Raw genomic sequence first — 25,609 nt, 5'->3', positions numbered from 1 at the left:
GGGGTCTTCCTGACTAACAGCATAGCCTGTTCCGGCTACAAAGATAAACGTGGAGTTTCCCCAGCCGGATCACAACCCCGGATACCTCAGAACGCGTCCTCAAGCCTTTCGTAGTTGCTGAACCAGGGATTGGCCTCTTCCAGTTGGCCCGCCAGCTGAAGCAGGGTCGCTTCGGCGCCGTGGGGACCGCCAAACTGGACCCCGACCGGTAACCCTTCGGCAGTCCAGTGCATCGGCACAGACATGGCCGGTGTCCCGGTCAGGTTTGCCAACTGGGTAAACGGCGTCCGGGCCAGGCTTTCCAGGGCCATCTGATCCACCTGTCCAGAGCGATGAACCAGTTTACCGGCCTTCAATTTCAGCATCAGACGGGCAGCGAATTTGAGGTGGGCCGGCGTTTCCAGTTCGCCGATGGCGGCCGGCAACTGCCCGGTGGTCGGGCTGAGGTAGAGATCGTAACTCCCGAAAAACGCACCCAGCGCCCTGGCAAACTCGTTCCACTGCTGGCGCCGCCGGACATAGTCGGACAGCGGCATCGTCTCACCAAGCATGCCAATCAGCCGGGTATCCAGCTCGAAATCGCTGTCGGTGGCGCCGAACTGCTCTTTCGCCTTCGCCATCAGCGCCGACACTTCACCGAAATACAGGCCGAGGTAGCAGCGGGCCAGGGCCATGCCGTCGAATTCCGGCGCAGCATACTCAACCCTGTGACCCAGATTCTCGAGAACCCGGGCCGTTTCCTCCACGGCTGCAACGCACTCCGGTGCTACCTCCGTATTGTAGGGTGAAGACGTGAACACGCCGATTCTTAGCTTGCCCGGAGACCGCTGCATGAGCTCGGAGTAGGCCGCAGACGGCCCGGGAATCTCGAACGGGTCGCCCGGAGCCGGCCCACTGAGCACATCCAGCATCGCCGCACTGTCTCTCACCGTCCGGCTGACCACATGGTCGGTAGACGCACCGGTCCAGGCTTCACCCATAAAGGGACCCGAGGAAATGCGTCCCCGGGACGGCTTGAGGCCAAACAGGCCATTGTAGGCAGCTGGAATGCGGATGGAGCCGCCGCCATCGTTGGCGCCGGCCATGGGTACAATGCCGGCCGCCACCGCCGCGCCGGAGCCGCCACTTGAGCCACCCGGGGTCAGCTCCGTGTTCCAGGGGTTGCGGGTTGGCCCCCAGAGCTCAGACTCGGTCACCGCTTTCAGACCAAACTCCGGCGTGGCGGTTCGCCCCAGGAAAACCAGCCCACCGTCCCGTGCCCGGCGGACAAATTCCGAATCCTGGGGCGCAATATTCTTTATCAGCCCCCGGCTGCCGTAGGTACACGGGTGACCCGCCTGCTCCTGGGCGAGGTCCTTGAGCAGCAGGGGCACGCCGGCAAAAACCGCCTGCTCGGGGAAGTGCTGTGCTGGCGCCTCGGAGAACTGCGGATAGCAGATCGCATTAAGTGTGCTGTTCACGCGGGTTGCCCGCTCAACCGCTGCCTCGCATACTTCCCTTGAAGTGACCTCACCCCGACGGACAAGATCAGCGAGTGCGGTAGCATCGTAACGAAGATATTCAGATTGCTTCATGGCAGGTTCCCTTTGTTATTCTGTTTTGAGGAAGGTCACGGGTATATCGTCTATGGTCAGAATTCTCAAGAGCTTACGCCAGCTTGCCGTGATTTTCATCCTGGCAGCGCCGGTTGCCGTTGCCGCCCAGGACCCGCCGCCAGCGGCCAGTGAAGACAGCGACTGGACTCGCGTGGTCCGGTCCTCGCCCTACTGGGTCAGCCAGGGGGTATTTGAAAACATCCTCACCATCCGGCGCTGGGTATTAAAAGAATCCGGCTATTGCGCCAGTGCCGAGCGCCACGTCCTCTACGATATGCGGGGGCGCTTTCTGGCCTGGATCAGTGATGGCGAAGACCGCGAGGCCACCCAGCGCCTGCTGAACACCACCCGAAAATCACTGTATGAGAATGACAAGGTGGAAGACTGGGTTGCCGGCGAGACCGGCCAGACCGGCTATCCGTTCGCCCTTTCCTGCGACCAACCCCATGTGAACGTCGACGAGGCCGTTGCGCGGTATCTTGGCACCCTGCCGGCGGACCGGATCTGGGGCGCCTGGGACGACCTCAATTTTGCCGACAGCAGTGCTCCGGAAAGCCTTCATGATGCACTGATCTACGTGTACGAGCACCGCAGCAGTCAGAACCGCCTGACTCTGCCACAAGCCTTGCCCCGCTACCTGGCGGGCCAGATCCTGATTGAGAGTGGCGCACAGGCAAGAGCCCATTCCCGGGCAAACGCCAGGGGCATCCTGCAGCTGTCACCTGCGGCTCTGTCCGACTGCCAGATTGCCCCCAACAATTTCTGGCATCGGCTGGCACAGATCGACTGCGCCCTGCGGCTGATGAACCAGAATGCCCGCAATCTGGCACCGGTTTTCGAGCAACGGTTTGGTCATCTGCCAGAAGCCAAGAGGGACCGTCTGTTCACCCTTCTATTGGTTCAGGCGTATCATGGCGGCGCCGGACGGGTTCAGGCGTTGTTGGACGATCCAGTGCTGTCGCAACCAGCAGAGTATTTTGCCGCCAACCATGAACGCTTTACCGCCGGCGATATTGCCTTCGGCCTGATTTTTCACAATCTGGGGCGGGACCGCCTCGGTCTTGCGTCGCTCTACTATGTGGCCGACGTTCAACTGGCAACCGAGGCCCTGTGTCGCACGGCCAAACTGAAATCAACGGAATTCTGCGAATGGAAGTACTCCACCAACTGATACCCGAAAGCCTGAGCCTTCCAGTCGCCGTTTTCCTGCTAGCCAGTTCCACCATCACCTCGATGATCACTGCCAGTCTCGGCGCGGGTGGCGGGGTTCTGCTGCTGGTACTTATGGCCAGCTGGATGCCGCCCGCCGCCATTATTCCGGTTCACGGCATGATCCAGCTGGGTTCCAATGTTGGTCGGGCAGCACTGACCTGGCGACACGTGGACTGGCGGGTCATTGCCGCGTTCCTGCCCGGCGTCATGGTAGGCGCGGCCCTGGGCGCCTGGTTGCTGGTGAATCTTCCGGCCCATATCTGGCAGCTGACCATCGCCCTGTTCGTTCTCTACCTTTGCTGGGGGCCGGCTCTGCCAAAAGGCGCGTTCGGGGCTCCGGGCGTGTTTGTGGCGTCGGCCTTGACCAGTTTTGTCAGCCTGTTCGTGGGCGCCACCGGGCCTCTGGTCGCTGCGTTCATCAAGCAGATCCATAACGACAGATTCAAAACGGTGGCCACCTTCGCCACGGCCATGACGCTGCAGCACGCCCCCAAGGCGCTCGTATTCGGAGCCGCCGGATTCATCTTCTTCGAATGGCTGCCATTCATAATTGCCATGATCATCTGCGGCTTTGCCGGCACCTGGCTCGGACTCCATGTACTGAAGTCCCTGAGCAACCATAAGTTCACACTGATCTTTAATATCGTGCTGACCGCGCTGGCCATTCGTCTGCTGTGGCAGGCCAGTGTCTCAGCCGGCTGGTGGTGACGGGACGACGACAACCGTATTGCGCCCCCGGGATTTGGCGATGTAGCTACCCTCATCGGCCCGTGCCATGACCTCTCTCGGGCCGCTATCTTCCGGTGTCAGTTCCGTGAGCCCAATGCTCGTGGTGACACCGAAGGACCCGCCGTCATGTTCGATCCGAAGCGCTTCAACATCGGCGCGAATCCGTTCCGCCAGTGCCTGGGCCCTGGCCATGCCACAAGCCGGTAGAATAATACCGAACTCATCCCCACCCAGTCTGGCCACGGTATCGGACTGGCGAACCGATTCCTTGAACAGTTCGGCGAGCCGTTTAAGCAGATCGTCGCCGAGCAGGTGGCCGCCCTCATCATTGACCGGTTTGAAGTAGTCCAGGTCAATGAGCATCAACACCGAACGTGCTTCCTGGCGCCCGGCCTCGCCCAGGCAACGGACCAGCGACGCATTGAACGCGCGCCGATTCAGCAAATGGGTCAGGCTGTCGTGGGTCGCCTCCCAGGACAGCCGTTCTTCCTGACGACGGCGATCGCTGTCGTCCCTCAGCACGAAAACCAGACGCTCATCCTCTCGCCCCTGGCGAATGTGCAGCATGGTGAGGTCTATGGGGAAGGGAACGCCCAATGAGTTCCGCAAGGTGACGTAAAGGCTGTCCAGGTCATCCCCGGACAGGAACTCCTGTGCCGTCAGTTCCCGCTCTTCCGTCTCGATGGTAACCAACTGGAAGAAGTTTCTAAGCACGCACTCGCCCTCAATGCCCAGCAGGCGGCAGGCAGCATCGTTGGCAAACCGGATAACCCCCTCGACATCGACCATCAGGACGCCTTCCTGAAGAACGCGGAGTATGGTTTCCGCGCGCTGCTGCTCGGTCTTGAGTGCCTCTTCCACTTCCAGCTCATGGGATATATCGCGAACGACCGTGATGGTGCCGAGAGCCTTTTCAGGCGTCTGGATTGCCGCCGTCATCACATCGGCCCAGATCACCCGATCCGGAGCCGCCAGTCTCAACCGGCCCCGGAAAACGCTCTGGCTCCTGATCGCATTCTTCCAACCGGCAATCGCCTCCTGCCGGTCGGCATTGTCCACACGATCGGCCAGGTAACTGTATGTGAGATCTTCCGCCGGTTTGCCGACGATCGCCTCGAAAGCCGGGTTGGCAAACTCGATACGGCCCAGGACGTCGGTCTGGACAATACCGATGGGCGCACTCTGGGTAAGGGAACGGAAAAATGCCTCTCTTTCTGCCAGAGACACCAGAACTTCATCACGCTCATCGGTCACCGTGTTAAAGATCTCGGCAACCTGGCGGATTTCCTTACCCCCGGCGACATCCACCGGATCGGAACGCATACCCAGGTGGCGCTCACGGATCTGGATGCCCAATGTCTTGAGCGGCGCCATCAGCCGCCGGAAACGCCACAGTGCCACGGGCGCAATCAAGAGGATGACCAGCAGCAGGATCCAAACGAAGGCATCCACCGTGCGTGTAATTGGTGCAAGGGCTTCCCGGGCAGGCCAGGAGGCGGAAACAAACCAGGGCACCTGGGTCAGCTGCTGTACCGACATGATGGTTCTTTCCCCGTCGCTGCTGCGAGTCTCCAGCGTGCCTTCAAAGCCCTCCATGGCATCCCGGAGCACAGGATTCGCTACCCGCACCGGCGTCATGGCTTCGTCACCCCGCTGATTGACGACCACAAAACCACTCCGGGTTGCCACTCCCAGATAACCGGAAGTTCCTATGCGGATATTGATAAACTGATCAAGAAAATTGTTGCCATCCAGGGCGATGGCGCCACCAATCACACCAATGAAACGCTGGCGGTGGTCGAAGATCGGCGCGGCCACCATGATGGCCGGCTTGTCCTGATAGTTGGAGATGTAGGGCTCGCTGATCACTGGTGTGAGCGTGGAGGAAATCCGGCGAAAATACTCCCGGTCACTGACATTCAACCCCGCCTGGTGGTAATCCTCTGGATGCTCGGCAATAACCAGGCCCTTTTCATCCATCAGGTAGACCGCATCGAACAGGTGACCCAGGGCTGTTTGCCGGCGGATCAGAACCCGGGCTCTTGCGTCCAGAACATCGCTGGACATGGTCAGGTTCTGGGCCACGTGATTGAGTGCTTCAAGACGCAGGGCGAGCTTGTCGTCCAGCTCCCCGGCAATCAGGGTGGCAATCGTTTCCACCTGGTTACGGGCCTGCTGTTCCAGCTCAGAACGGCTAAGCAGGAAACCGGCGACGGTTACCAGCAAGGCTGTCAGGATGATCGCGACAACCACCAGCGCAACGGCCCGATTCGCCAGGCTGCCCAACCATCGCTTGATCAGCATGACATCCAGACTCCGCAGCGGGTTCGACAACCGGTAATGATCTGACCTCCGTTTTTTCTTTCTTTTTGCAACTCTTACATTTAACTCAATTCTAACAGAGGGCTTTGTGAAGTCAGGTTACACGCTTGCAAATTCAATGATAATCGTTATTATTTAGTTCCATTTTTGCACATTGAGAACTCTTCGCATGACGGACCTAACTCTGCCCCTGAATGCCGGCCCGATCACCCAACTTATTGATATGGGTGGCCCTGTCATGATTGTTCTGGTGGTGCTTGCCGTCATTGGCTTCGTTACCTTCGTGTATCTGATGCTTCTCGGGGCCCTCTATGCACCGCGTTTGTCTGGCCGGCTTAAACAAACCGTAATGAACTGGCAGAAGGATCCGGCGTCAGTCCGACCGTCCGAGGTTCGACATCAGGCCGGACGATGGGGGCAGATGAATCCGCTGCAGCGGCTTGTCACCGATACGATTGAGGCCATTCAGAACGGCCAGGATGATCGCCAGATTCGGGAAACCGCCGCGCGGGATGCGCAACATTCTCTCGAGCCGTTCGAGGCACCCCTCAAGATTATTGAAGTCATCGCAGCCCTGGCGCCACTGCTCGGTCTGCTGGGAACCGTGCTCGGCATGATGGAAGCTTTCAGCGCCATGGCGGCTACCGAAGGCCGGGCCAACGCCACTCAACTCAGTGGCGGCATCTATGAGGCGCTGACCACCACGGCGGCGGGCCTGGTTGTCGCCATACCCTTTGCCGCCCTGGCTGCCTGGATCGAGTTCCGTCTGCGCCGCATCCACAAGACCATCAACAGCACCCTGGTTTCAGTTCTGCATATCGTGCCGGAGCAGACTCTGGAGGCCGCGGACACGTCGTACCAGTCTCCGGCGCAACAGCTTGATACAGAGACAGCCAGCGAGGAGCCTGATCGCTATTCAACCGTCCGGGGTCAGCGATTCGCCCATGCAACTGGTTGAACCGAGACCAAGTCGTCCGATTCCGATCCGGATTACGCCTCTGATTGATGTGGTGTTCATACTTCTGGTGTTCTTTATGCTGACCACCCGGCTACTGCCCGTGGATTACCTGGAGCTGGCCAACAACACCTCGAACCGCAGCCCGATCACTGGCGAGCCGCTGCCCGAGCTGACAGTGACTGCCAATGGCAAGGTGCAGTGGCAGGGACAGGCCATGGCCCTCGACCAGCTCATGACCGAGCTGGGCAACGCCGGTATTACCGAAGTAAACCTCGCAACAACCGGCGACACACCGCTGGGAGCCTTCACCCGGGTGCTCAGCAGCCTGGTTGACCAGGGTATCGACAGCCACTGGAAGCGGACGAACGCGACAACACCATGAGCGATCTGGTTCCACCTCCGTTTACCTCCGGCAAAACCTTGATGGAACGTGTGGAAGATGCACTTCTGCCGTTGATCAACCTTGTGTTTCTGCTGCTCATGTTTTTCATTGTTGCCGGCCAACTGACCGATGACCCACTTCCGGAATTGCCTGCCACGCAGCAGGCGGAGGACCGGCAGTCGCCGCACGCGGACATGATTGTCAGTGCCGAGGGCGAGTGGAAAGTGAACGGCGAGCTACTCGACAGGGACTCCCTGGTTGCCAGACTGCCAGAACCTGGCGAAGAGCAGCCCCTGAAAATCGCCGCTGCAGAACGAATCACCATGGCGGACCTGGAGACACTGTTCCGGTTGCTTGAGGAAGCCGGATACAAGGATATTCTGTTGTTGACGGAGCCTGGCCAATGATGCCGCAACAACCGCCCTTCCGGTGGGCACTCTTGCTGCTGGCATTCATGATCACTCTTGTCGCCCTGGTGTTCGCGTCTCCCGAAAAGACGGTGGAGCTCAACACTTTGGGCGAATCCGCGGTCAATACGGCGCCCGCTATTCGCATAAAGCTGGCCGGTGAACCCGCGCCGAAACCCGAAGCTGCGCCAAAGTCAGAACCCGAACCCCAACCGGAACCCAAACCAGAGCCAGAGCCAGAGCCAGAGCCAGAGCCAGAGCCGGAGCCGGAGCCGGAGCCTGAACCTGAGCCTGAGCCGAAACCTGAGCCAGCGCCTGAACCTCAGCCGGTAGCGGAACCCACGCCCGAGCCAAAGACCGCCGAAGCGCAAGCACCAAGCGGTGAGCCGGCAGAAACTGCAACGGAGCAACAATCACAGGCGACCGTTCCATTGCAGAACGCTGGCGTCAAATCAGAAGTGGACAATTACCTGTCCAGACTCAGCCGCCACCTTGCCCGGTATTATGAATATCCCCGCCGGGCAAGGCGCCTGGGCCAGGAAGGCACTCCTGTCATTGTGTTCGAATTCCAGAGGGATGGCTCGCTGATCGCCCACAGCCTGAGAACCAGCTCCGGACACCAGCTTCTGGACGAGTCGGCACTGGCCATGCTGGAGCAGGCAGCACCTCTGCCTGAGGTACCCGACGAGATTGCCGGACAAAAATTCCGCTACGCCTTGCCAGTGCGCTTCAGCCTTCGCTGAGCCTCGCCATGGCTGCGCCAGGTTGCAGCAGCCTTAACCATTCACGCACCGATCGGGTGCGTCGGATCAGCAATCGCGTCTTCACCCGCTTCGCGCGACATCCCTCTCAGAACGTTACCCTTTTGATTTATATCCGTTTTCCCCGGCAGACCGCCAAGCTGGCACAGTCTCTGCACCCACTCGGTTAGCGGAACCAATGTCGGTTCTGCTCACAGCGACAGATTCATTCAGACGACGGCGTCTACTCGCACCTGCAAATTGCAGGCACCGGGTACCGCCGTTTTTTTTGGCCGCTTGAAAAGTCCGGCCATCCGAGAGAAGTCAGGGGAAACATTATGTCTTACATCGTGCCTTCGGAGTTCGTCACCAAAATGGTCGACGCCGGCGAATCCAAGATCTACATGTCAACGCGGGACACACTGATTCGGGCCTTTATGGCGGGCGCCATTCTGGCGCTGGCTGCCGCGTTTGCCATTACCGTAGCGGTCGAGACCGGCGTGTTCCTGATCGGCGCCATCCTGTTCCCGATCGGCTTTTGCATGCTTTACCTGATGGGCTTCGACCTGCTGACCGGCGTGTTCATGCTCACGCCCCTTGCATTGCTTGATAAACGCCCCGGAGTGACCCCGGCAGCCATACTGCGCAACTGGGGTTGGGTATTCCTTGGCAACCTGGGCGGCGCACTGACCGTCGCCTTCATGATGGCGTTTATCTTCACCTACGGTTTCAATACCGATCCCGGTGCCGTTGGCGCGAAGATTGCCAGTGTTGGTGAAGCGCGCACGCTTGGCTACGCGGAGTTCGGTGCTGCCGGCTGGGCCACCATTTTCATTCGCGGCATGCTGTGCAACTGGATGGTCTCCATGGGCGTGGTTGGCGCCATGATTTCCACCAGCGTCAGTGGCAAGGTACTGGCTATGTGGATGCCCATCATGCTGTTCTTCTTCATGGGTTTCGAGCACTCCATCGTGAACATGTTCCTGTTCCCGTCTGCCATCATCATGGGCGGCGAGTTCTCGGTGATGGACTACCTGTGGTGGAACGAGATTCCCACCGTTCTGGGTAACCTGGTTGGCGGCCTCGCCTTTACCGGCCTGACCCTCTACACCACCCATGTGCGCACCGCGCCCAAGCGCAAGGTTGCGGAAACCTACAACGACGCTGCCCTGGCCCGTACCAACTGAGTCGGGGCGTCCTGCAACTCCGGCTGCCGCACCCGCCGGAGTTGCGTTTTCCTTGATCGAGGAAATGCCGTTTCCCAATGACCAGCTCCCTTTCCGTTTCCGCCGGCCAGTACTCCGACGCTGGCGTCAAACCAGTCAACCAGGACTTCCACGGTTTACTGGTGCCAAAGGGCCACCAGCTGATCACCAAAGGCATCGCCGTTGCCATCGCCGACGGCATCAGCTCCAGCAATGTCAGCCAGATTGCCAGCGAGTCCGCCGTCGCGGGTTTCCTCAGCGACTACTTTTCCACTCCGGAAAGCTGGTCGGTGAAACAGTCCGCCCAACGGGTGCTGCTCGCAACCAATGCCTGGCTTCATGCCCAGACCCGGCAAAGCCAATACCGCTATGACCGCGACCGAGGCTATGTCTGTACCCTGAGCGTGATGGTGCTCAGGTCCGCCACCGCACATCTGTTTCATATCGGCGACACCCGCATCTACCGGGTTCACCACGACCAACTTGAACAGCTCAGCACCGATCACCGGCTCTGGCTCTCCCCGGAAGAGAGCTGCCTGACCCGGGCCATGGGCATTGGCCATCAACTGGATATCGATTATCGAAGCCTGCCGATCCAGCCCGGCGATACCTTTTTGCTGGCGACCGACGGCATCCATGAGCACCTGGATGAGCGAACCATGGCCGGTATCATCCGGGAATCTGGCGATGATCTGGACGCTGCCGCCCGCCGGTTGGCAGCCCAGGCCCTCGAACAGGGCAGTGATGACAACCTGACCGCCCAGATCATCCGGGTGAACTCGGTCCCCGCGGTTCCGGAAAGCAGCGAGCTGTTTCACCAGCTGGCCCAGCTGCCCTTTGCGCCGGAACTTCAGCCGGGCCAACATCTGGACGGTTACCGGATTCTGAGACAGATTCACGCCAGCAGCCGCAGCCATGTCTACCTGGCGGTGGATGAGGAAACCGATACCCGGGTGGTGCTGAAGATGCCCTCACTGGAACAGAGACACGATCCGGTCTACCTGGAACAGTTTTCCACCGAGCAGTGGATTGCCAGGCGAATCAGCAGCGCTCATGTCGCAAGACCGTTCCAGTCCAGCCAACGACCCAGCTTTCTCTACCAGGCCACAGAGTTCGTGGAAGGCTGTACCTTGCGGCAATGGATGCTGGACAACCCGGCTCCGACACTTGATACCGTGCGTGATCTCGTTGAGCAGATTGGTAAAGGCTTGAGGGCATTCCACCGGCTTGAAATGGTGCACCAGGACCTGAAGCCGGAAAACGTGCTGGTGGATCCCCATGGCACTGTCACGCTGATTGATTTCGGTGCCACCCGGGTCGCCGGCCTTGAGGACTCTGAGATCGGCGAACAGGCGGTTCCTCGGGGGGCCGCCCTTTACAGTGCCCCTGAGACCTTTCTCGGCGAGCCCGGCAGCTGGCTATCAGACCAGTTCTCCCTGGGCGTGATTACCTACCAGTTGCTCACCGGCCAGCTTCCCTATGGCGCGGAAGTACCGAAAATCCATAGCCGGAACCAGCTTCGCGGGCTGAACTACCGGCCCGCGAGACACTTACGTGAGAATCTTCCCGCCTGGGTCGACGATACAATTGAAAAAGCGGTTCACCCTCAGGCCCACAGACGTTACCCGGCGCTCTCGGAATACCTGTACAAGCTGCGACACCCATCCGTCGACTGGCACAAGCGTCATCGGCCGCCGTTAATGGAGCGCAATCCCGTGGCCTTCTGGCAGGGTGTATCCGCGTTATTGCTCCTGGCGTTGCTGGCAGCCCTCGGCCTGGGCTGAAGCGGGTATTGCCCGAGCAAGTTTTTGCCCCACCAGCAATCCTTCGCCCGGCGTTCGGGCGCGCGGTTGCCTGGCCCGCCGGGGACATCTCCGAGAAAAAAGATAACCCACTGTTTTAAAAACTATTTCCTCTTCTGGCACAGGCTTTGTAATGAAAGTCCGCGTCCAGGGAACACCCGGGGACACTATTCATTCACAAGTCATGGAGCAGACTATGCCAACTCCTTGTTATATCAGCATCGAAGGCCAGACCCAGGGCAACATCACCGCCGGCGCATTCACGTCCGATTCTGTCGGTAACATCTACGTGGAAGGCCACGAAGACGAAGTGCTGGTGCAGGAATTCAGCCACGTTGTTACCGTACCGACCGATCCCCAGTCCGGTCAGCCATCCGGTCAGCGCGTGCACAAGCCGTTCAAGTTCACCTCCGCCCTGAACAAGGCCACCCCGCTGATGTACAACGCCCTCGCCTCCGGCGAGATGCTGCCCAAGGTCGAGCTGAAGTGGTACCGCACCTCTGTTGAGGGCAAGCAGGAGCACTTTTTCTCCACCATCCTCGAAGATGCGACCATTATCGACATCAACTGCAACATGCCCCACTGCCAGGACGCCGGCAACGCCGACTTCACCCAGCTGGTCACCGTTTCCCTGTCCTACCGCAAGGTAACCTGGGAGCACGCCGTTGCCGGTACTTCCGGTGCTGACGACTGGCGTTCGCCGATCGAGGCGTAATCACGCCAGAAGGGCCCCGCAGGGGTCCTTCTGCCTTTGCAGGGATGAAAAAAATGGATAGTCAATTGTCGGCCGAAGACATTGATAAAATCAGAGCCATCATGAAGGCGTTCTACGGCCATTCTGTTGCTTCAGGATTCACTGAAAGCAGCGTAACCGAAGAAACCGTGCGCGCTATCGCCCATATGCTCGTGGAAACCGTCGATTGTAGTAGATGGGTTGATGCTGTTCCTTCTCCACAGGACCTACTACGACCAACACGCAGGATCACAAAATGGGCTTTACGCCTGATTCGCGAGGCAGGGAAACCTTTTTTGCAGAACGAAGTGAAGGTAAGCTGGATTTGCCGAACTGTTCGTTCTGGCCAGTTCAGATCCTCTATCGAAACGACATTGAGATGAGACTCCCACCATGGCAAGGATAGCCCTAGCTTTATCATTTTTACTTCTTCTCTCCGGCTGCGCATCCCAATCTTCATTGGTCATTCAACCATACAGCGAACTAGCTATAGAAGTACCAGAAAAGATGTTCTCCTCTGTGAAGATGAGGGATGGCGAGCTTGTATTTTTGAGAAACAACCGGGTCGTAGGTTTTGTCAGATCGGAGGAGATTCCAAGTACAGTAAGCTCAAGTTCAGCGATTGACACCTCAACGACGCTTTTTGAGAGTGCCAATCAGGGTTCAAGTAAACCAATTTGGATGGAGCAAATTCCCGAAGCTCAGGTATTTGGAGTAGTTCAGGGGGACTTTAGAACCGTATTTATTGTACCGAACGGCCAAGCTCAATCGCTTATTACCTTCCAGGGCCCAGTTGAAAGCTCAACGTCATTGCGGATAAATGGCGCGAAGATTTCAGAATAATGCATAGCTACCACTCACCCGAGTCCCGAATTCAGCAGCCTTCCAGCAGCTTTACGTCGAAATACAACCGGTAATGAGAAGATTCATAATTTTAAGGATTGTTTTGGCCAGCCTGGTCTCAGGTTGTGCTGTAACTGACCAGGCATCCATTGAGTTTCGCACCTCCAACGATCTGACGTTCGAACTCAGTAAGAGTCGGTTTGATGCTATCGAAGTGCAGCCTTTCGAAACACAACTTTGGCTTGATTCAGCAATCGTTGGTTCGTTGAGGACTATGGAAACCAGCCCAGATTTTGAAACGGCCGTTGACGAAGTTCGGCAAGGATCTAACGAAACGCAACAATACTCTGGTAAGGTCAAAAAGTTGGATTTGGGTGGCAGCGCCTACGGCTTCTCGGTCACCGTCAAAGGCTACACCACTGCATTTATCGCGACCTCGGAACACCCTTCTTCATGGATTACCATTAGTACTCAGGATGACGTGTTCGGCGAAGTTCTATCTTCTTTGTCTGTCAGTAAAACACGCGAATGATCTATGCTGTCTATGTCAGGTTTTCCAGCTTTTCGGTATGACGGTCCAGCCCATTGGAGCCGTAAATATGCTGCAAGCGCTGCAAAAGTTCTTGCTTGATACTGTCTTCCGAAATAAGACTAGCCATAAGCCTGCCGACTCCATGGACCGGGTGGGCACCAAATTTCCTTGGGCGCGTCCACGTCTCTGCTCAGCATCAAAGGGCCGAGGAACTCAACCACCGCCTCTACTACCTCCGAAAAAGCCTCTGGCACATGTTCTTGGCCAAGGCGCTTACGGAAAGCCCGCCACTGTGGTTGCTTGCTGTCCATAAAAGCGGCAGAAAAGGGACTGGTTTCAGGGATTGCTGTCCCACGCTTTCGGAAGGTGCCCTCAACCGCCCCCTCGAGATTTTCCAACCGGAACTCGTGCTGACGCGAAAGCAGCCAGATATCGTAAAAGTCCTTCATCCGGCTGTTCAGTTCGCCAAGGTTGACCATCGCCTGGAACTTCTCAGCAATCGACGATTCCGGGGTGTAGCACTTAATCCGTGCAGTTGGAAAATCCAGCAAGCCCGGGAACTCCAGCCAGGATGGGAACGGAAATATGGGATCGCCAAAGCCAATGTCCAGTTGCATTGGAATCCTGGCGTTGTCGAGAAAACCGCTGAAGGTCACCCTTAGCCCCTGATAGTCTGCATCTTCGGTAATGGTCTCCGCCTTCAGGGTATCCGGATCAAATCGCAAGCCATCATCCGGCACCTCAGTCGCAATAATCTCGCCCACCTGGGCCAGAATAGCCTCTGGATCATTGCTGGTCTGGCCCGACATATCGATATCCCGTGTCGGTCTGCTGTTCGGCCCCTGCATTGCCCAGAACATCAGCGCACCTTTGAGGGTAAAGCAGCGGTTATGGGGCGACTGACTCAACCGGTAAAGAAACCGCTCCATGGCGTAATACTGCAGCAGTTCATCAAAGCGACGCTTTTCTTCCCGGGACTTATTCAGCAATCTCTGCCGAACGGACGCAGCAGTGTTTTGTGCCACCGTGATCTCCTTTCACTCTTTTTATTCCATCGCCAGGATGATTCTGTTCACAGCTTGGCTTCCAAGTAGGGTGCCATGACATTGGCGACCCTGCAGATTCTGGCATATTCCATCAGTTTTCCTGGACGGAAGTTTTTGCGGGTGCGGTATAGATCCAACGCCTCCAGAACCACATCCATGCCGATTCGATTCCGGAACTTGAAACAGTCGGCCAGGGTTTTCTCCGGGTTGTAGACGTTCAGGGTGATGGCATCCACGTCAACCTGTTCAATGCCTTCACTAAAGGCCCGCCCGGAGAACCGGTACCCGGCTACCGGCGGATAATCCAGCACCGGCAAACGGGCATCCCGCTCCACCGCCAGATGCACCTGATGGGGAATCTGTGTAGTAATGTCGTGCCAGGCCAGCGCGGAAATCAGGCAAAGCACCGCATTGGGAAAACGGGTAGCGGCAGCCACCAGATCCGGGTTCTCTATTGAGGGCAGGTCCGCCAGCCGGTAAATGCCACGGCTGACCGGCTCAATCAGCCCCTCGTCCCGAAGCTGATAGAACTGGTACCGGCTAAAGCCCCGAGCCAGCGCTTCTGTCAGGCGGAGCTGACCGCCGCGTTGACGGAACATGGTTTGGAGTTTTGCCCTGGAAGATCGGGCGGAGTCGGAGCCAGACAAATCGTCACCACTTATTTATATATGGTGACAGTTTGTCTGAATGGCATAGGTCATTCAAGTGTCGGCTTTGCTGGACCTTTCCCAAGGTCGATAATCAGTACCACCGCATAATATTGCCGAGCCAGACCATAGCAAACCGTAAATTCGAACGTTAAGCTTGTTTGGTATTACGCATCCGTGAAGTAGCCAGGTACCCAAGTTTGCAGAAAACGCCCCTACCAACCCAGACCGCCATCAGCCTTGGCGAACTCATGTGCGCCGTCACCCGGGACTGGCTCTGGCAACCGGCGGAGCAATGGGTCCGGGAACGCAATCCGGGCAGCGTCCTGCATTGCCGGGTTGGGTCCGGCCAGGCCACCTATCACCGTTACGATTCTCGAGACCGGCAACACCTGATCACCTACGGTGCCCGCATGATTGCCGCCAAGCACCAGCCGGAGACGGCGAGCGGCTGGCTGTCAGGCCGAGAGATCCGGAAACGGGGGTACTTTGGCGGGGAACTGAGCACTCTGAATCTGTTGGCACACACCTGCTGCCACGAGTTTGCCCATCTCCTGCAGCAAAGTGCCGGCCAGCGATATCGGGGCTCTGTGCACAACCGCCATTTCTATACCATTCTGGATGAGTTGCACGAGAACGGGGCGGCGCAAGCGACCCGTAAGGCCCTGGCAGATGAGGCGAGGGAACAGGGTCTGGCGCTACCGGATACGCCCTTCGAGCCTGTGGACACAAGGCAACAGATGGCCCACTGGCAGGTGGGCGATACCGTGCGTTTTGGTGCCGGCCGGCGGGAACTGCACGGGCAGATCATTCGGGTCAATCGAAAGACCTGCACCGTGGACGGCATCGGGCACTCGAAAGGGGTGCGATACAGAGTGCCTGTGCAGATGCTAAGCCCGCTTACACCACCTCGGTAGAGGCAACCAGGAGGCTCCGTATCTCCGGCACACAGGACCCACAGTTGGTGCCACACTTGAGCTCACGGCCGAGGGCATCGACGCTGTTGGCACCCCGCCCAATTGCCTGCTGAATCTGTCGGTCCCCAACCTGGAAGCAGCTGCAAACCAGGTTGCCAGCATCATCCCCATCGACGGCCTTTGCCGCCAGCAGGCCGCGCCGGCTCGCCTCGTCGAGCTCTGGCTGACTAAAGCAGCTGACCAGCCAGTCCACGGATGGCAAGGCAGCCGCGTCACGATCCACCATGAGTACCGCCTCCAACTGACCATTGCGCAACCGCGCCGCCCGGAAGCGGCCTTCGCGGACATCTTCCATCACCAGCTGCGGCTGGCCGCCGAGCCAGTCTGGCACAGCACTTTTCCAATCCATTTTGCACTGCCCCGCCACGATCCAGCTATCGCAATCGGGCAGAACCTGTTGGGCCCAGTAGTCTGCCTTCCAGCGTTTTGGACGATCCCGTCGCACCAGCAAACGTCCATACCAACGGGCAGGCCAGTGGGTGAGGGTAGCACGACCGTGCTTGGCTTCCGGTTGCCCGGATATCGGGTCTACCAGGCTGTCAGTAAGCGCTGTAGCCAGACCCTGCCCGGTGAACTGATCGTTCCAGTGGATCGGCACAAACACCTCACCACGCCGCTGCTCCGGCGCACTGCGCACCCGGCCGACAAAGTGCCCATGGGCACTCTTCAGTGTTGCCAATGCCCCCGGGGTGAGGGAAAGCGCCCGAATATCCTCGGGATGCACCTCAATGAACGGCTCGGGGCGATGGGCCAGCAACCGGCTGGACCGGGCTGTCCGGGTCATGGTGTGCCACTGGTCCCGGATACGGCCGGTATTCACGATCAACGGAAACGCTTCATTCGGATTCCTGGCCGGTAATCGAGAGGCAACTGGCATCAGTCGAGCGCGCCCGTTGGCGGTCGCGAACCGACCGTCAGTGAACAGTCGCCTGGAATCAGACGCCGCCCCGGTAACCGGCCATTGGACAGGCTCAAGCAACTCGTATTGTTCATTGCTCAACTCCGCCAGCCCGGAAATATCAAAGAAACGCTGACCGGCGTTCTCGAACCCCGACAACCGGGCATGTTCCCGGAAAATGTCCGCGGGCTTCCCATAGTCAAAGCCCGCCTGGTGTCCCAGGGCGCGGGCCACCGCACTGACGATCCACCAGTCGGGCCGGGCCTCTCCGGGCAACGGCAGAAAGCGCCGCTGACGGGAAATGCAGCGTTCAGAATTGGTAACCGTGCCGTCTTTCTCACCCCAACCCGCCGCCGGCAACAGGATGTCTGCATGCCGGGCGGTGTCAGTGTCCCTGACGCAATCAGACACAATGACAGTCGGGCACAGGTCCAGGGCCCGCCGGATACGATGGGTCTCCGGCAAACTGACCGCAGGGTTGGTGGCCATGATCCACAACACCTTGATATCACCCCGCTCAACCGCATCGAACAGATCGACGGCTTTCATGCCCGGTCCATCTGCGACCGCCTCGGTCTCCCAGAACCGGGCCACGCGGTCCCGGGCATCCAGGCTGTCGTAATCCATATGAGCGGCAAGGGTGTTGGCCAGCCCACCCACTTCCCGGCCACCCATGGCATTGGGTTGGCCGGTCAGGGAAAGGGGGCTGGCGCCGGGCTTGCCCACCCGGCCTGTGGCCAGATGGCAGTTGATAATGGCGTTGCCTTTATCGGTGCCGGCCGAAGACTGATTGATGCCCTGGGAGAACGCCGTCACCGTGCGCTGCTCCTCTGCGAACCATCGGTAAAAGGTAATGACATCTTCTACCGGCAGTTCACAGATCCTGGACACCGCTTCGGGAGAGGGTGCCGCGGATTCGGCAGCGCTAAGGCTGGCGTCAAAACCTTCACAATGATCCGCCAGGTAACCATGGTCAACTGCCTGCTGGTCGGCCAGCCAGACCAGTAAGCCATTGAACAGCACCGTATCGGTCCCGGGACGAATGGCCAGATGCAGATCCGCCAGATCGCTGGTCGCGGTTTTACGGGGATCAATCACCACCACCCGGCGGCCGGGTCGCGCCGAAGCCTGCATTCTCTGATAGAGCACCGGATGCGCCCAGGCGGCATTGCTGCCGGCCAGCACCAACAGGTTCGCCAGTTCCAGGTCTTCATAACAGCCAGGAACCAGATCCCCGCCAAAGGCCCTTTTATGGGCAGCGACGGCGGACGACATGCACAGGCGGGAATTGGTATCCACGTTGGGTGTGCGGATAAACCCCTTGGCCAGTTTGTTGGCCACGTAATAATCTTCCGTCAATAACTGACCGGAGAGATAGAAGGCCACAGACCCGGGCCCATGAAGCGCCACTGATTCACGAATCTGTCGGGCCACTTCCGCCACTGCCTGCGGCCAGGCACTTTCACGACCGTGAACAACAGGCCGCAACAGTCGTCCATCAGGAGTCAGCGTTTCGTGTAAGGCAGAGCCCTTCACGCAAAGGCGCCCCAGATTCGCCGGATGTGTCTCATCCCCGCGGGTCGCAGATGGCGTTGCGCTCACTCCACAACCCACACCGCAATACGGGCAGGTGGTTTGAACCGTCGCCGGTTTTTTGTTGGTACCGGTCACAGCACCTCCTCGGGTTTCATAAAAAAAGCCCGCCAATCCGGATGCCTTGGAGGCGCATCAGGGGCGGGCTTCTTTGCCAATGGAATCAGGTTGTCTTGAACAGTCGCATTACCGGCTGCAATAACAGGGCCATTCCGATCAAGGGCGGCTCCGGGCTCTGCCAGACACCGACTATGGCGGCTCTCGAGGATTTCAGCCCCGCATCAATGCGCCAAGGCTCCGGGCCAACCATCAAATCCGGTATCAAAGTGGTGCAAACCTGGCCTACCACGCACTAAAACCAGACGAATGCCCGCTCACCATACCTGCCGCCTCCTCGAAGAACTCTCCTAACTCGTTGTTTTATTGAGACCAGCCGAGATGGCACGGCCCGTGCAAGACTATAAACAGAGACGCGCGTTACGACTCAACAGAAAACTGATCCCCAGGCACAGGCGCCTGCTTTCCGGTAACGGAGAGCGGGCGTTTTTGCATTTGGGCCAAACAGAATGAGGTATATCCATGTACACGCTCACACGAAGAACCGCCCGCTGGCTCACTCGAATTCTGCTAACGGCCACCGTCTGGACAGTCAGCGCAGGGGCTCACGCGGAGATTGGTCCGGCCGAGAAGCCGGACCTCAAGCTTGGCTTTATCAAGCTGACCGATATGGCGCCCCTTGCGATTGCCTGGGAACAGGGCTTCTTTATGGACGAAGGCCTGTTTGTTGAACTGGAAGCGCAGGCGAACTGGAAGGTCCTGCTGGACCGGGTGATTACCGGAGAACTGGACGGCGCCCACATGCTCGCCGGCCAGCCCCTCGGCGCTTCCATCGGCTACGGCACCCGGGCCGATATCATCACCGCCTTCAGCATGGACCTGAACGGTAATGGCATAACCGTGTCCAATGATGTCTGGGACACCATGAGCCAGCATATCCCCGATAATGCCGACGGCAAGCCCGAGCACCCGATCAGTGCCAGTGCACTTCTGCCCGTGGTGGAAGCGGCCCGGGATCGGGGCGAACGATTCCGGATGGGCATGGTGTTTCCGGTGTCCACCCATAACTATGAGCTTCGTTACTGGCTGGCAGCCGGTGGACTGAACCCCGGCTACTACGCCCCCCAGCGTGGCGACACCAGCGGCACCCTGGAAGCCGACGTGCACCTGTCGGTGACGCCGCCGCCGCAGATGCCGGCCACCATGGAGGCGGGCACCATCCAGGGCTACTGCGTGGGTGAGCCCTGGAACCAGCAGGCGGTGTTCATGGGCATCGGCGTTCCGGTGATCACTGACTACGAGATCTGGCCGAATAACCCGGAAAAGGTCTTCGGCGTGACCCGTCAGTGGGCCGAGGACTACCCGAACACCCATCTGCGCCTGCTTCGCGCCATGATTCGCGCCGCCCACTGGCTCGATGAGAACAACAATGCCAACCGGGACGAGGCCGTGAAAATCCTGGCCCAGCCCAGCTATGTAGGTGCCGATGAGGCGGTGATTGCCAACTCCATGACCGGCACCTTCGAGTATGAAAAAGGCGACGTTCGCGAAGTCCCGGATTTCAATGTCTTCTTCCGGTATCACGCCACCTACCCGTATCCGTCCGATGCCATCTGGTATCTCACCCAGATGCGCCGCTGGGGCCAGATACCCGAGGCCAAGCCGGACGACTGGTATATGGAAACCGCAGCCCGGGTTTACCGGGCCGACATCTACCAGCAGGCAGCTCGTTCACTGATTGCCGACGGCACGCTGAAGGCCAAGGATTTTCCGGACTTCGATGCCGAGAACTTTCAGCGCCCGCAACAGGGCGAGCTGATTGACGGTATCGCCTTCACCCCCCGAACACCCAACGCCTATATCGACAGTTTCGAGATCGGCCTGAAAGGTACGCAAACCCCGTAACCGGGTTTGCAAGGAGGTTTGATAACCATGACTACGATTACTTCGGCCAAAAAACCCTCCCAGCCGCCGCGCTGGCTGGGCCAGAGATTCAGGTCCCTCGGTGAGTCGCTGACACCCGGCCAGCTCGCCGCCACCGGGCGCCAGATGTTGCTGCCACTGATAGGTATTCTGGTATTCGTCGGTTTCTGGCATCTGGCGGCACCGCAGGTGGATACCTCACTGGGCAGCTTCCCGGGCCCGGCACAGGTCTGGGAACAATCGGGGCAACTCTGGCAGGAGCACGTCAACCAACGCGAGCGGGCCGACAAGTTCATTGCCATGCAGGAAGAGCGGAACGCCCGGATTCTGGCGGACAACCCCGAGGCTGAGGTCAGGATCCGGAATTACCCCGGTGCCCCCACCTTTCCCGACCAGATCCTGACCAGTCTGGTTACGGTCCTGGCCGGATTCATCGTGGCGACCGCTATCGCCGTGCCCCTGGGCATCGTGGTGGGCCTGAACCGGCACTTCCAGGCGGCGGTCAACCCGCTGATCCAGGTGTTCAAGCCGGTGTCACCGCTGGCCTGGTTGCCGCTGGTGACCATGGTGGTCTCAGCAACCTACGTGAGCGACGACCCGATGTTCGAGAAGTCGTTCCTGACCTCCATGATCACGGTCACCCTGTGCAGTCTCTGGCCCACGTTGATCAATACCAGCGTCGGTGTGGCCGCGGTCAATCCGGATCTGCTGAATGTCTCCCGGGTGCTGCGGCTGTCGTTCTGGACCCATGTCCGCAAGGTGGTGTTGCCTTCTTCGGTGCCGATGATTTTCACCGGCCTTCGGGTGTCGCTGGGCATTGCCTGGATGGTGCTGATCGCGGCCGAGATGCTGGCCCAGAGCCCGGGGTTGGGCAAATTCGTCTGGGATGAATTCCAGAACGGCAGCAGCCAGTCCCTGAGCAGGATCATGGTGGCGGTTCTGGCTATCGGGTTTATCGGGTTTGTGCTGGATCGGGTGATGCTTCTGATCCAGCGCAAGGTTGCCTGGAATGAGTGACGTACTCCCATCGAGCTTTCGAGTTCCAACAGTGTTCTTTTACCACGGAGCATGCCGCACCGGGTGGGTCATGCCTCCCGAAACACGCGGCGAGTACATCCCTGTACGCTCCGCAAAAACATCCATGTTTTTGAGGGTTTCGGGAGGCGTGACCCACCCGGCGCTCCGATTACCGCGAGGTGCTTTCCATGAGTAAGGCTCATCTTGAATTAACCGGTGTTGAAATGGCGTTTGATACGCCGAAGGGACCGTTTGTGGCCCTGGACAACATTAATCTGAAGATACAGAAGGGCGAGTTTGTTTCCCTGATTGGCCACTCCGGCTGTGGCAAGTCCACCGTCCTGAACATTGTGGCTGGCCTGCTTCAGGCCACCAAGGGTGGCTGTGTGCTGGATGGCCATGAGGTGAATTCGCCGGGGCCAGAGCGTGCGGTGGTGTTTCAGAACCATGCGCTGATGCCCTGGCTGACGGTGTACGAAAATGTCGAGCTGGCAGTGCAGCAGGTGTTTCGAAAATCGATGGGCAAGCAGGAGCGGCGCGACTGGATTCATCACAATCTGGAACTGGTGAATATGGCCCATGCGGCGGACAAGCGACCGGGTGAGGTATCGGGTGGTATGGCCCAGCGGGTGGGGATTGCCCGTGCCCTGGCCATGAAGCCCAGCGTGCTGCTGATGGACGAACCGTTCGGCGCGCTGGATGCACTGACGCGGGCCCACTTACAGGACTCGTTGATGGAGATTCAGCAGGAGTTGAACAACACGGTAATCATGATCACCCACGATGTGGACGAGGCGGTGTTGCTGTCAGACCGGATCATCATGATGACCAACGGGCCCGAGGCCACCGTGGGCGAGGATCTCTACATTGACCTGCCCCGGCCGCGCAACCGGGTGACTCTGGCCGATAACCCGGAATACGTGCATTACCGGCAGGAGGTCTTGCGCTTCCTGTACGAGAAACAGCGCAAGCTGGAGCACATCTCGCCACGTCGTTCGGGAAAGCCGGAAGCCTCCGAGGGTGAGCAACCGAAGGCCCGGGCCGCCAGGGCGTGATACGTTTCGGTTACTTCAGCACATCCGCCATGGACACCAGGGCCCGGGCTACCTCGGGCAACTTCCGGCCCTGGTCCATGGCCAGTTTCCTTAATACCCGGTGAGCTTCGTCGTTGCTGATCCTGCGATGCTCCATCAGCAGTAGCACGGCTTTTTCCTGGGTTTTGCGGTCTTCCAGAGCCTCCCTGGCACTCTGCAGTTCATCGGTCATCTGTTGCAGGCGCCGGGTCTGCTCCTGGACCAGATCGAAGATGGAGCGGCCAAACTGCTGACCAATACCATCGCTGGCCCAGGACTCACCGGCCTGTTGTTCGTTTCCGGAATCGCACAGCACCAACATGGGTTGAGAAGCCGGTTCCTGGGCATCCAGGGAAGTAATCAGGGTTTCCTGGTGGGCCAGCGAGTTTCTGGCATCGGCAAAACGCTCGGTGCAACGGGCATGAAAACAGCCCTCCACGGAATCCTCTATCTTTTTGAGTTCGTCCATCCGCTCAGACATGAGCCTGAACCATTCATCGGCCAGGGCCGGATCCAGGTCTTTATAACGACCGATGGCAGTGCCCCGCTGGCGAAGTTTTTCAATTTCGGACTCACGGGGGTTTTCGCGCAGTTTTTCCCACAGGTCCAGGGAACCCTCATCGGCAAAGCTGTTAAACACCTCGAAACAGCGCTCCTGCGCCTCAATCAGGTGCGCCATGCGCTCTGACAGTGCACGATCAAACCGGCCACTGGAAAACCCCGCCGAACCGACAGCCCGCTCCTGTCCACAGAATTCTTTGCCGTTCATCAGGTGCACCATGGCCACCAGAAGCCCCGCTATGGTGGGGTCAACCGCGGTATCGGCAGCTTCAAACACAACCGCAATCAGGTTGTGGATCAGGGTACTGTAATCCTCGGTGGCAGAGGCCGCAGTTACTTTCCGGGCCACCACACACCGTCGCAGTTCGGGCAAGCCCTCAAGGCCGTGAAGGGCGCTCGCAAGCTGGTTAAGCAGGCGGCTACTGACAGGATGCGCCGTCAGTTCCTGGTGTATCTCGGCAAGGGCCTGCTCAAACTCCGAACGGAGCCGATCCGACGTCGCAACCAGGTGTTTTCGCTCCTGGGCAAACTTTTCGCCGGAAGAACCAAGAAACACGTTAGACGCACCTCGCTCGCACTGCAGTGCATGTACCAGATTGCTGATGCACTGGACCAGTTTGCCCATCTGCAAGAAGTACTGGAGGTTCATCAACTCGCAGCTTTTCGAGGCAATCAGGTAATCGCCCGCGGATGGCGATTTATAGGCGGCGGCACGTTTGGTGTTCATAACAGACTCCGGAGGCAGACAGCCTTTAATGCGACAATCACGGTCAGATCAGTCACTCGCGTAACCAACCTCTTGCCAGTGCGCAGCAATTACCGCGCCACCGCATCTGGCCCAAAACCGTGCAATCCGCCCCGTCGCAGGGCAGTTTTCAAGTGTTCGTAAAGGTGATAGCAACCCTGAAAAACGCTAACCGTATGATTTTTAAAGGTTCGAAGAACTGGCACGAAGATCGCTTTGCAATTGGTAAGGACGAACGTCCCGGCCAAGGATCAGGCCGGACCATCAGATCATTGTTGTTGGCATTGGCGCCGGACCATCGACTTCCCCTCGGGAATAGATGCTCCGGCTTTTTTTGTTTGGTCGAAAAGTACGGGTTCGAGCGAAATGACAGGAAACACTGAATCGACACTGGTGATCTGCGGGCACGGCATGGTTTCGCAACGCCTGCTGGAAGCTCTCTGCCGTGGGCGAGTCAGACCGTTTACCCGCATCATCGTGTTCAACGGCGAAGCATCCGCTGCTTACAACCGGATACAACTCTCGCTGCTGCTCGCCGGTGAAACAAACGAAGCTTCTCTGGCCTTGCAGCAGGACGAGTGGTTTCGGAACAACGGCATTGAAGTCTGCAACGGAGAACCGGTAGTCACCATCAATCGGGAAGATCAGACGGTGACCACCGGATCCGGTCGGGTACAGCCCTACACCCATCTAGTGCTGGCCACCGGATCCCGGCCTGCAAAACCGGCGCTACCGGGCGCAGACCTTCCGGGTGTCATGACCTTCCGGGACCTGGAAGACACCAGGACCCTGATTGAGTCTGCTGGCCGCCATCGGCGGGCGGTGGTCGTCGGCGGAGGCTTTCTTGGCCTGGAAGTCGCTGAAGGTCTCCGCCAGCGTGGTATGGCCGTCACCCTGCTGCACCGCAGCGGCCATCTTCTGAACCGTCAGTTGGACAGAATCGGGGGTCAGCTCCTGCAACAGCACATGGAAGAGCGGGGCGTAAATATTCGCACCGGAACGGCTCCCAAAGCCCTGCTCGGGCGTTCCATGGTCCGGGCCGTCCAGCTGGATGACGAAACTCTCGTCAGCACGGATCTGGTCTTATTCGCCACCGGTATCACGCCTGCTACCGAGCTTGCCCGGACTGCCGGCCTGGAATGCGATCGCGGCATTCTCGTGGACGGGCAGCTACGCACCAGCGATCCGGCAGTCTCTGCGCTGGGTGAGTGTTGTCAGTTGGGAAACACCACCTTCGGACTGGTGGAACCCGGATACCAGCAGGCCGAGGTGCTTGCAGGCGTGCTCGGCGGAAACACTCCAGACGCCGAGTATCGGCCGGTGGATACACCAACCCGCCTGAAGATCAGCGGCGTTCCGATTTTCTCCTGCGGACAGATCAGCCCCGACGGGGACACCGAATCCGTGGTCTGGCAGGACCACGAACAGAACCACTATTGCCGGCTGCTGATCCGCAATCAGCGCCTGACCGGCGCCGTACTGCTGGGCGACACCCGGGACGGCCCCTGGTACAGCCAGCGCATTCAGCAGCAGGACGATATTTCCCGCTACCGGGACTTCATTGCATTCGGCAAGAACTACTGCGAGGCGGCGGCATGAGCCGCTCCGGAAA

At 58.9% G+C, this 25,609-nt stretch carries 24 protein-coding genes; 18 read left to right on the top strand and 6 right to left on the bottom strand.

What is annotated here, in order from left to right:
• Nucleotides 1-86: 86 nt before the first annotated feature.
• Nucleotides 87-1,574 (bottom strand): amidase, encoded by a 1,488-nt coding sequence (locus tag ACP86_RS10235; RefSeq protein WP_053113585.1) that lies wholly within the window; start codon nucleotides 1,572-1,574, stop codon nucleotides 87-89.
• A 52-nt stretch (nucleotides 1,575-1,626) separates the two neighbouring features.
• On the opposite strand from ACP86_RS10235, the gene ACP86_RS10230 reads away from it, so the two are divergent.
• Both ACP86_RS10230 and ACP86_RS10225 read left to right on the top strand, forming a co-directional pair.
• Nucleotides 1,627-2,766: a hypothetical protein gene (locus ACP86_RS10230; protein WP_069182571.1), complete on the top strand. Its 1,140-nt coding sequence runs from the start codon at nucleotides 1,627-1,629 to the stop codon at nucleotides 2,764-2,766.
• Nucleotides 2,745-3,515, top strand: coding sequence for a sulfite exporter TauE/SafE family protein (locus ACP86_RS10225; protein WP_053113583.1), 771 nt, complete (start codon nucleotides 2,745-2,747; stop codon nucleotides 3,513-3,515). Before ACP86_RS10230 ends, ACP86_RS10225 begins: the two co-directional genes overlap by 22 nt.
• Here ACP86_RS10225 and ACP86_RS10220 read toward each other — a convergent pair.
• Nucleotides 3,498-5,840 carry a diguanylate cyclase domain-containing protein gene (locus ACP86_RS10220; protein ID WP_053113582.1) on the bottom strand — a complete coding sequence of 781 codons (2,343 nt, stop codon included), beginning with the start codon at nucleotides 5,838-5,840 and terminating at the stop codon, nucleotides 3,498-3,500. The two genes, ACP86_RS10225 and ACP86_RS10220, sit on opposite strands and share 18 nt — an antisense overlap.
• Before the next feature lie 187 nt (nucleotides 5,841-6,027).
• On the opposite strand from ACP86_RS10220, the gene ACP86_RS10215 reads away from it, so the two are divergent.
• From ACP86_RS10215 to ACP86_RS10180, 10 genes are all read left to right on the top strand, one after another.
• Nucleotides 6,028-6,816 carry a MotA/TolQ/ExbB proton channel family protein gene (locus ACP86_RS10215; protein ID WP_008176973.1) on the top strand — a complete coding sequence of 263 codons (789 nt, stop codon included), beginning with the start codon at nucleotides 6,028-6,030 and terminating at the stop codon, nucleotides 6,814-6,816.
• Entirely contained in the window at nucleotides 6,803-7,198 is a 396-nt protein-coding gene (locus ACP86_RS10210) for an ExbD/TolR family protein (protein ID WP_008176970.1), read from the top strand. The genes ACP86_RS10215 and ACP86_RS10210 overlap by 14 nt, the downstream gene beginning before the upstream one ends.
• Nucleotides 7,195-7,605: an ExbD/TolR family protein gene (locus ACP86_RS10205; RefSeq protein WP_008176968.1), complete on the top strand. Its 411-nt coding sequence runs from the start codon at nucleotides 7,195-7,197 to the stop codon at nucleotides 7,603-7,605. Before ACP86_RS10210 ends, ACP86_RS10205 begins: the two co-directional genes overlap by 4 nt.
• Nucleotides 7,602-8,348 (top strand): energy transducer TonB, encoded by a 747-nt coding sequence (locus tag ACP86_RS10200; protein ID WP_053113580.1) that lies wholly within the window; start codon nucleotides 7,602-7,604, stop codon nucleotides 8,346-8,348. Before ACP86_RS10205 ends, ACP86_RS10200 begins: the two co-directional genes overlap by 4 nt.
• 335 nt (nucleotides 8,349-8,683) lie before the next feature.
• Nucleotides 8,684-9,532 (top strand): formate/nitrite transporter family protein, encoded by an 849-nt coding sequence (locus ACP86_RS10195; RefSeq protein WP_008176963.1) that lies wholly within the window; start codon nucleotides 8,684-8,686, stop codon nucleotides 9,530-9,532.
• Nucleotides 9,533-9,609: 77 nt separating this feature from the next.
• Nucleotides 9,610-11,334: a bifunctional protein-serine/threonine kinase/phosphatase gene (locus ACP86_RS10190; protein ID WP_008176960.1), complete on the top strand. Its 1,725-nt coding sequence runs from the start codon at nucleotides 9,610-9,612 to the stop codon at nucleotides 11,332-11,334.
• A 214-nt stretch (nucleotides 11,335-11,548) separates the two neighbouring features.
• Nucleotides 11,549-12,067, top strand: coding sequence for an Hcp family type VI secretion system effector (locus ACP86_RS10185; RefSeq protein WP_008176957.1), 519 nt, complete (start codon nucleotides 11,549-11,551; stop codon nucleotides 12,065-12,067).
• Between the two features lie 53 nt (nucleotides 12,068-12,120).
• A complete protein-coding gene (locus tag ACP86_RS22650) occupies nucleotides 12,121-12,468 on the top strand; it encodes a hypothetical protein (RefSeq protein ID WP_139043689.1) in 348 nt (115 codons plus the stop codon).
• A 10-nt stretch (nucleotides 12,469-12,478) separates the two neighbouring features.
• Nucleotides 12,479-12,928, top strand: a complete 450-nt coding sequence (locus ACP86_RS22645) for a hypothetical protein (protein ID WP_139043688.1) — start codon at nucleotides 12,479-12,481, stop codon at nucleotides 12,926-12,928.
• A 103-nt stretch (nucleotides 12,929-13,031) separates the two neighbouring features.
• Entirely contained in the window at nucleotides 13,032-13,460 is a 429-nt protein-coding gene (locus ACP86_RS10180; protein WP_008176952.1) for a hypothetical protein, read from the top strand.
• A gap of 119 nt (nucleotides 13,461-13,579) precedes the next feature.
• On the opposite strand, the gene ACP86_RS10175 is transcribed toward ACP86_RS10180, so the two are convergent.
• Both ACP86_RS10175 and ACP86_RS10170 read right to left on the bottom strand, forming a co-directional pair.
• On the bottom strand, nucleotides 13,580-14,485 hold the full coding sequence (locus ACP86_RS10175) for a nucleotidyl transferase AbiEii/AbiGii toxin family protein (protein WP_008176949.1): 906 nt from the start codon (nucleotides 14,483-14,485) through the stop codon (nucleotides 13,580-13,582).
• A gap of 47 nt (nucleotides 14,486-14,532) precedes the next feature.
• On the bottom strand, nucleotides 14,533-15,105 hold the full coding sequence (locus ACP86_RS10170) for a type IV toxin-antitoxin system AbiEi family antitoxin domain-containing protein (protein WP_008176946.1): 573 nt from the start codon (nucleotides 15,103-15,105) through the stop codon (nucleotides 14,533-14,535).
• Between the two features lie 299 nt (nucleotides 15,106-15,404).
• Between ACP86_RS10170 and ACP86_RS10165 the strand changes: the two genes are divergently transcribed.
• Nucleotides 15,405-16,070, top strand: coding sequence for a hypothetical protein (locus ACP86_RS10165; protein WP_053115514.1), 666 nt, complete (start codon nucleotides 15,405-15,407; stop codon nucleotides 16,068-16,070).
• Here the strand turns inward: ACP86_RS10165 and ACP86_RS10160 are convergent.
• Nucleotides 16,054-18,699: a nitrate reductase gene (locus ACP86_RS10160; RefSeq protein ID WP_075267775.1), complete on the bottom strand. Its 2,646-nt coding sequence runs from the start codon at nucleotides 18,697-18,699 to the stop codon at nucleotides 16,054-16,056. The two genes, ACP86_RS10165 and ACP86_RS10160, sit on opposite strands and share 17 nt — an antisense overlap.
• Before the next feature lie 95 nt (nucleotides 18,700-18,794).
• Between ACP86_RS10160 and ACP86_RS22640 the strand changes: the two genes are divergently transcribed.
• The 4 genes from ACP86_RS22640 to ACP86_RS10145 all read left to right on the top strand — a co-directional run bounded on the left by ACP86_RS22640 (nucleotide 18,795) and on the right by ACP86_RS10145 (nucleotide 22,673).
• Nucleotides 18,795-18,977, top strand: a complete 183-nt coding sequence (locus ACP86_RS22640; protein WP_139043687.1) for a hypothetical protein — start codon at nucleotides 18,795-18,797, stop codon at nucleotides 18,975-18,977.
• A 223-nt stretch (nucleotides 18,978-19,200) separates the two neighbouring features.
• Complete coding sequence (locus tag ACP86_RS10155) at nucleotides 19,201-20,583, top strand: CmpA/NrtA family ABC transporter substrate-binding protein (RefSeq protein ID WP_053113578.1); 1,383 nt, start codon at nucleotides 19,201-19,203, stop codon at nucleotides 20,581-20,583.
• A 27-nt stretch (nucleotides 20,584-20,610) separates the two neighbouring features.
• A complete protein-coding gene (locus ACP86_RS10150) occupies nucleotides 20,611-21,618 on the top strand; it encodes an ABC transporter permease (RefSeq protein ID WP_200905088.1) in 1,008 nt (335 codons plus the stop codon).
• Between the two features lie 188 nt (nucleotides 21,619-21,806).
• Nucleotides 21,807-22,673 carry an ABC transporter ATP-binding protein gene (locus ACP86_RS10145; RefSeq protein ID WP_053113575.1) on the top strand — a complete coding sequence of 289 codons (867 nt, stop codon included), beginning with the start codon at nucleotides 21,807-21,809 and terminating at the stop codon, nucleotides 22,671-22,673.
• Nucleotides 22,674-22,683: 10 nt separating this feature from the next.
• Here ACP86_RS10145 and ACP86_RS10140 read toward each other — a convergent pair whose 3' ends face one another.
• On the bottom strand, nucleotides 22,684-23,979 hold the full coding sequence (locus ACP86_RS10140) for a nitrate- and nitrite sensing domain-containing protein (protein WP_053113573.1): 1,296 nt from the start codon (nucleotides 23,977-23,979) through the stop codon (nucleotides 22,684-22,686).
• A gap of 384 nt (nucleotides 23,980-24,363) precedes the next feature.
• Here ACP86_RS10140 and ACP86_RS10135 point away from each other — a divergent pair, with 384 nt between their 5' ends.
• A complete protein-coding gene (locus ACP86_RS10135; protein ID WP_053113570.1) occupies nucleotides 24,364-25,596 on the top strand; it encodes an NAD(P)/FAD-dependent oxidoreductase in 1,233 nt (410 codons plus the stop codon).
• Nucleotides 25,597-25,609 lie beyond the last annotated feature (13 nt).

The sequence above is a fragment of the Marinobacter sp. CP1 genome (genome assembly GCF_001266795.1).
Lineage (GTDB): Bacteria > Pseudomonadota > Gammaproteobacteria > Pseudomonadales > Oleiphilaceae > Marinobacter > Marinobacter flavimaris.
Note: the sequence above shows the minus strand (reverse complement) of the source record. Positions and strands in the feature narration are given on the sequence as shown.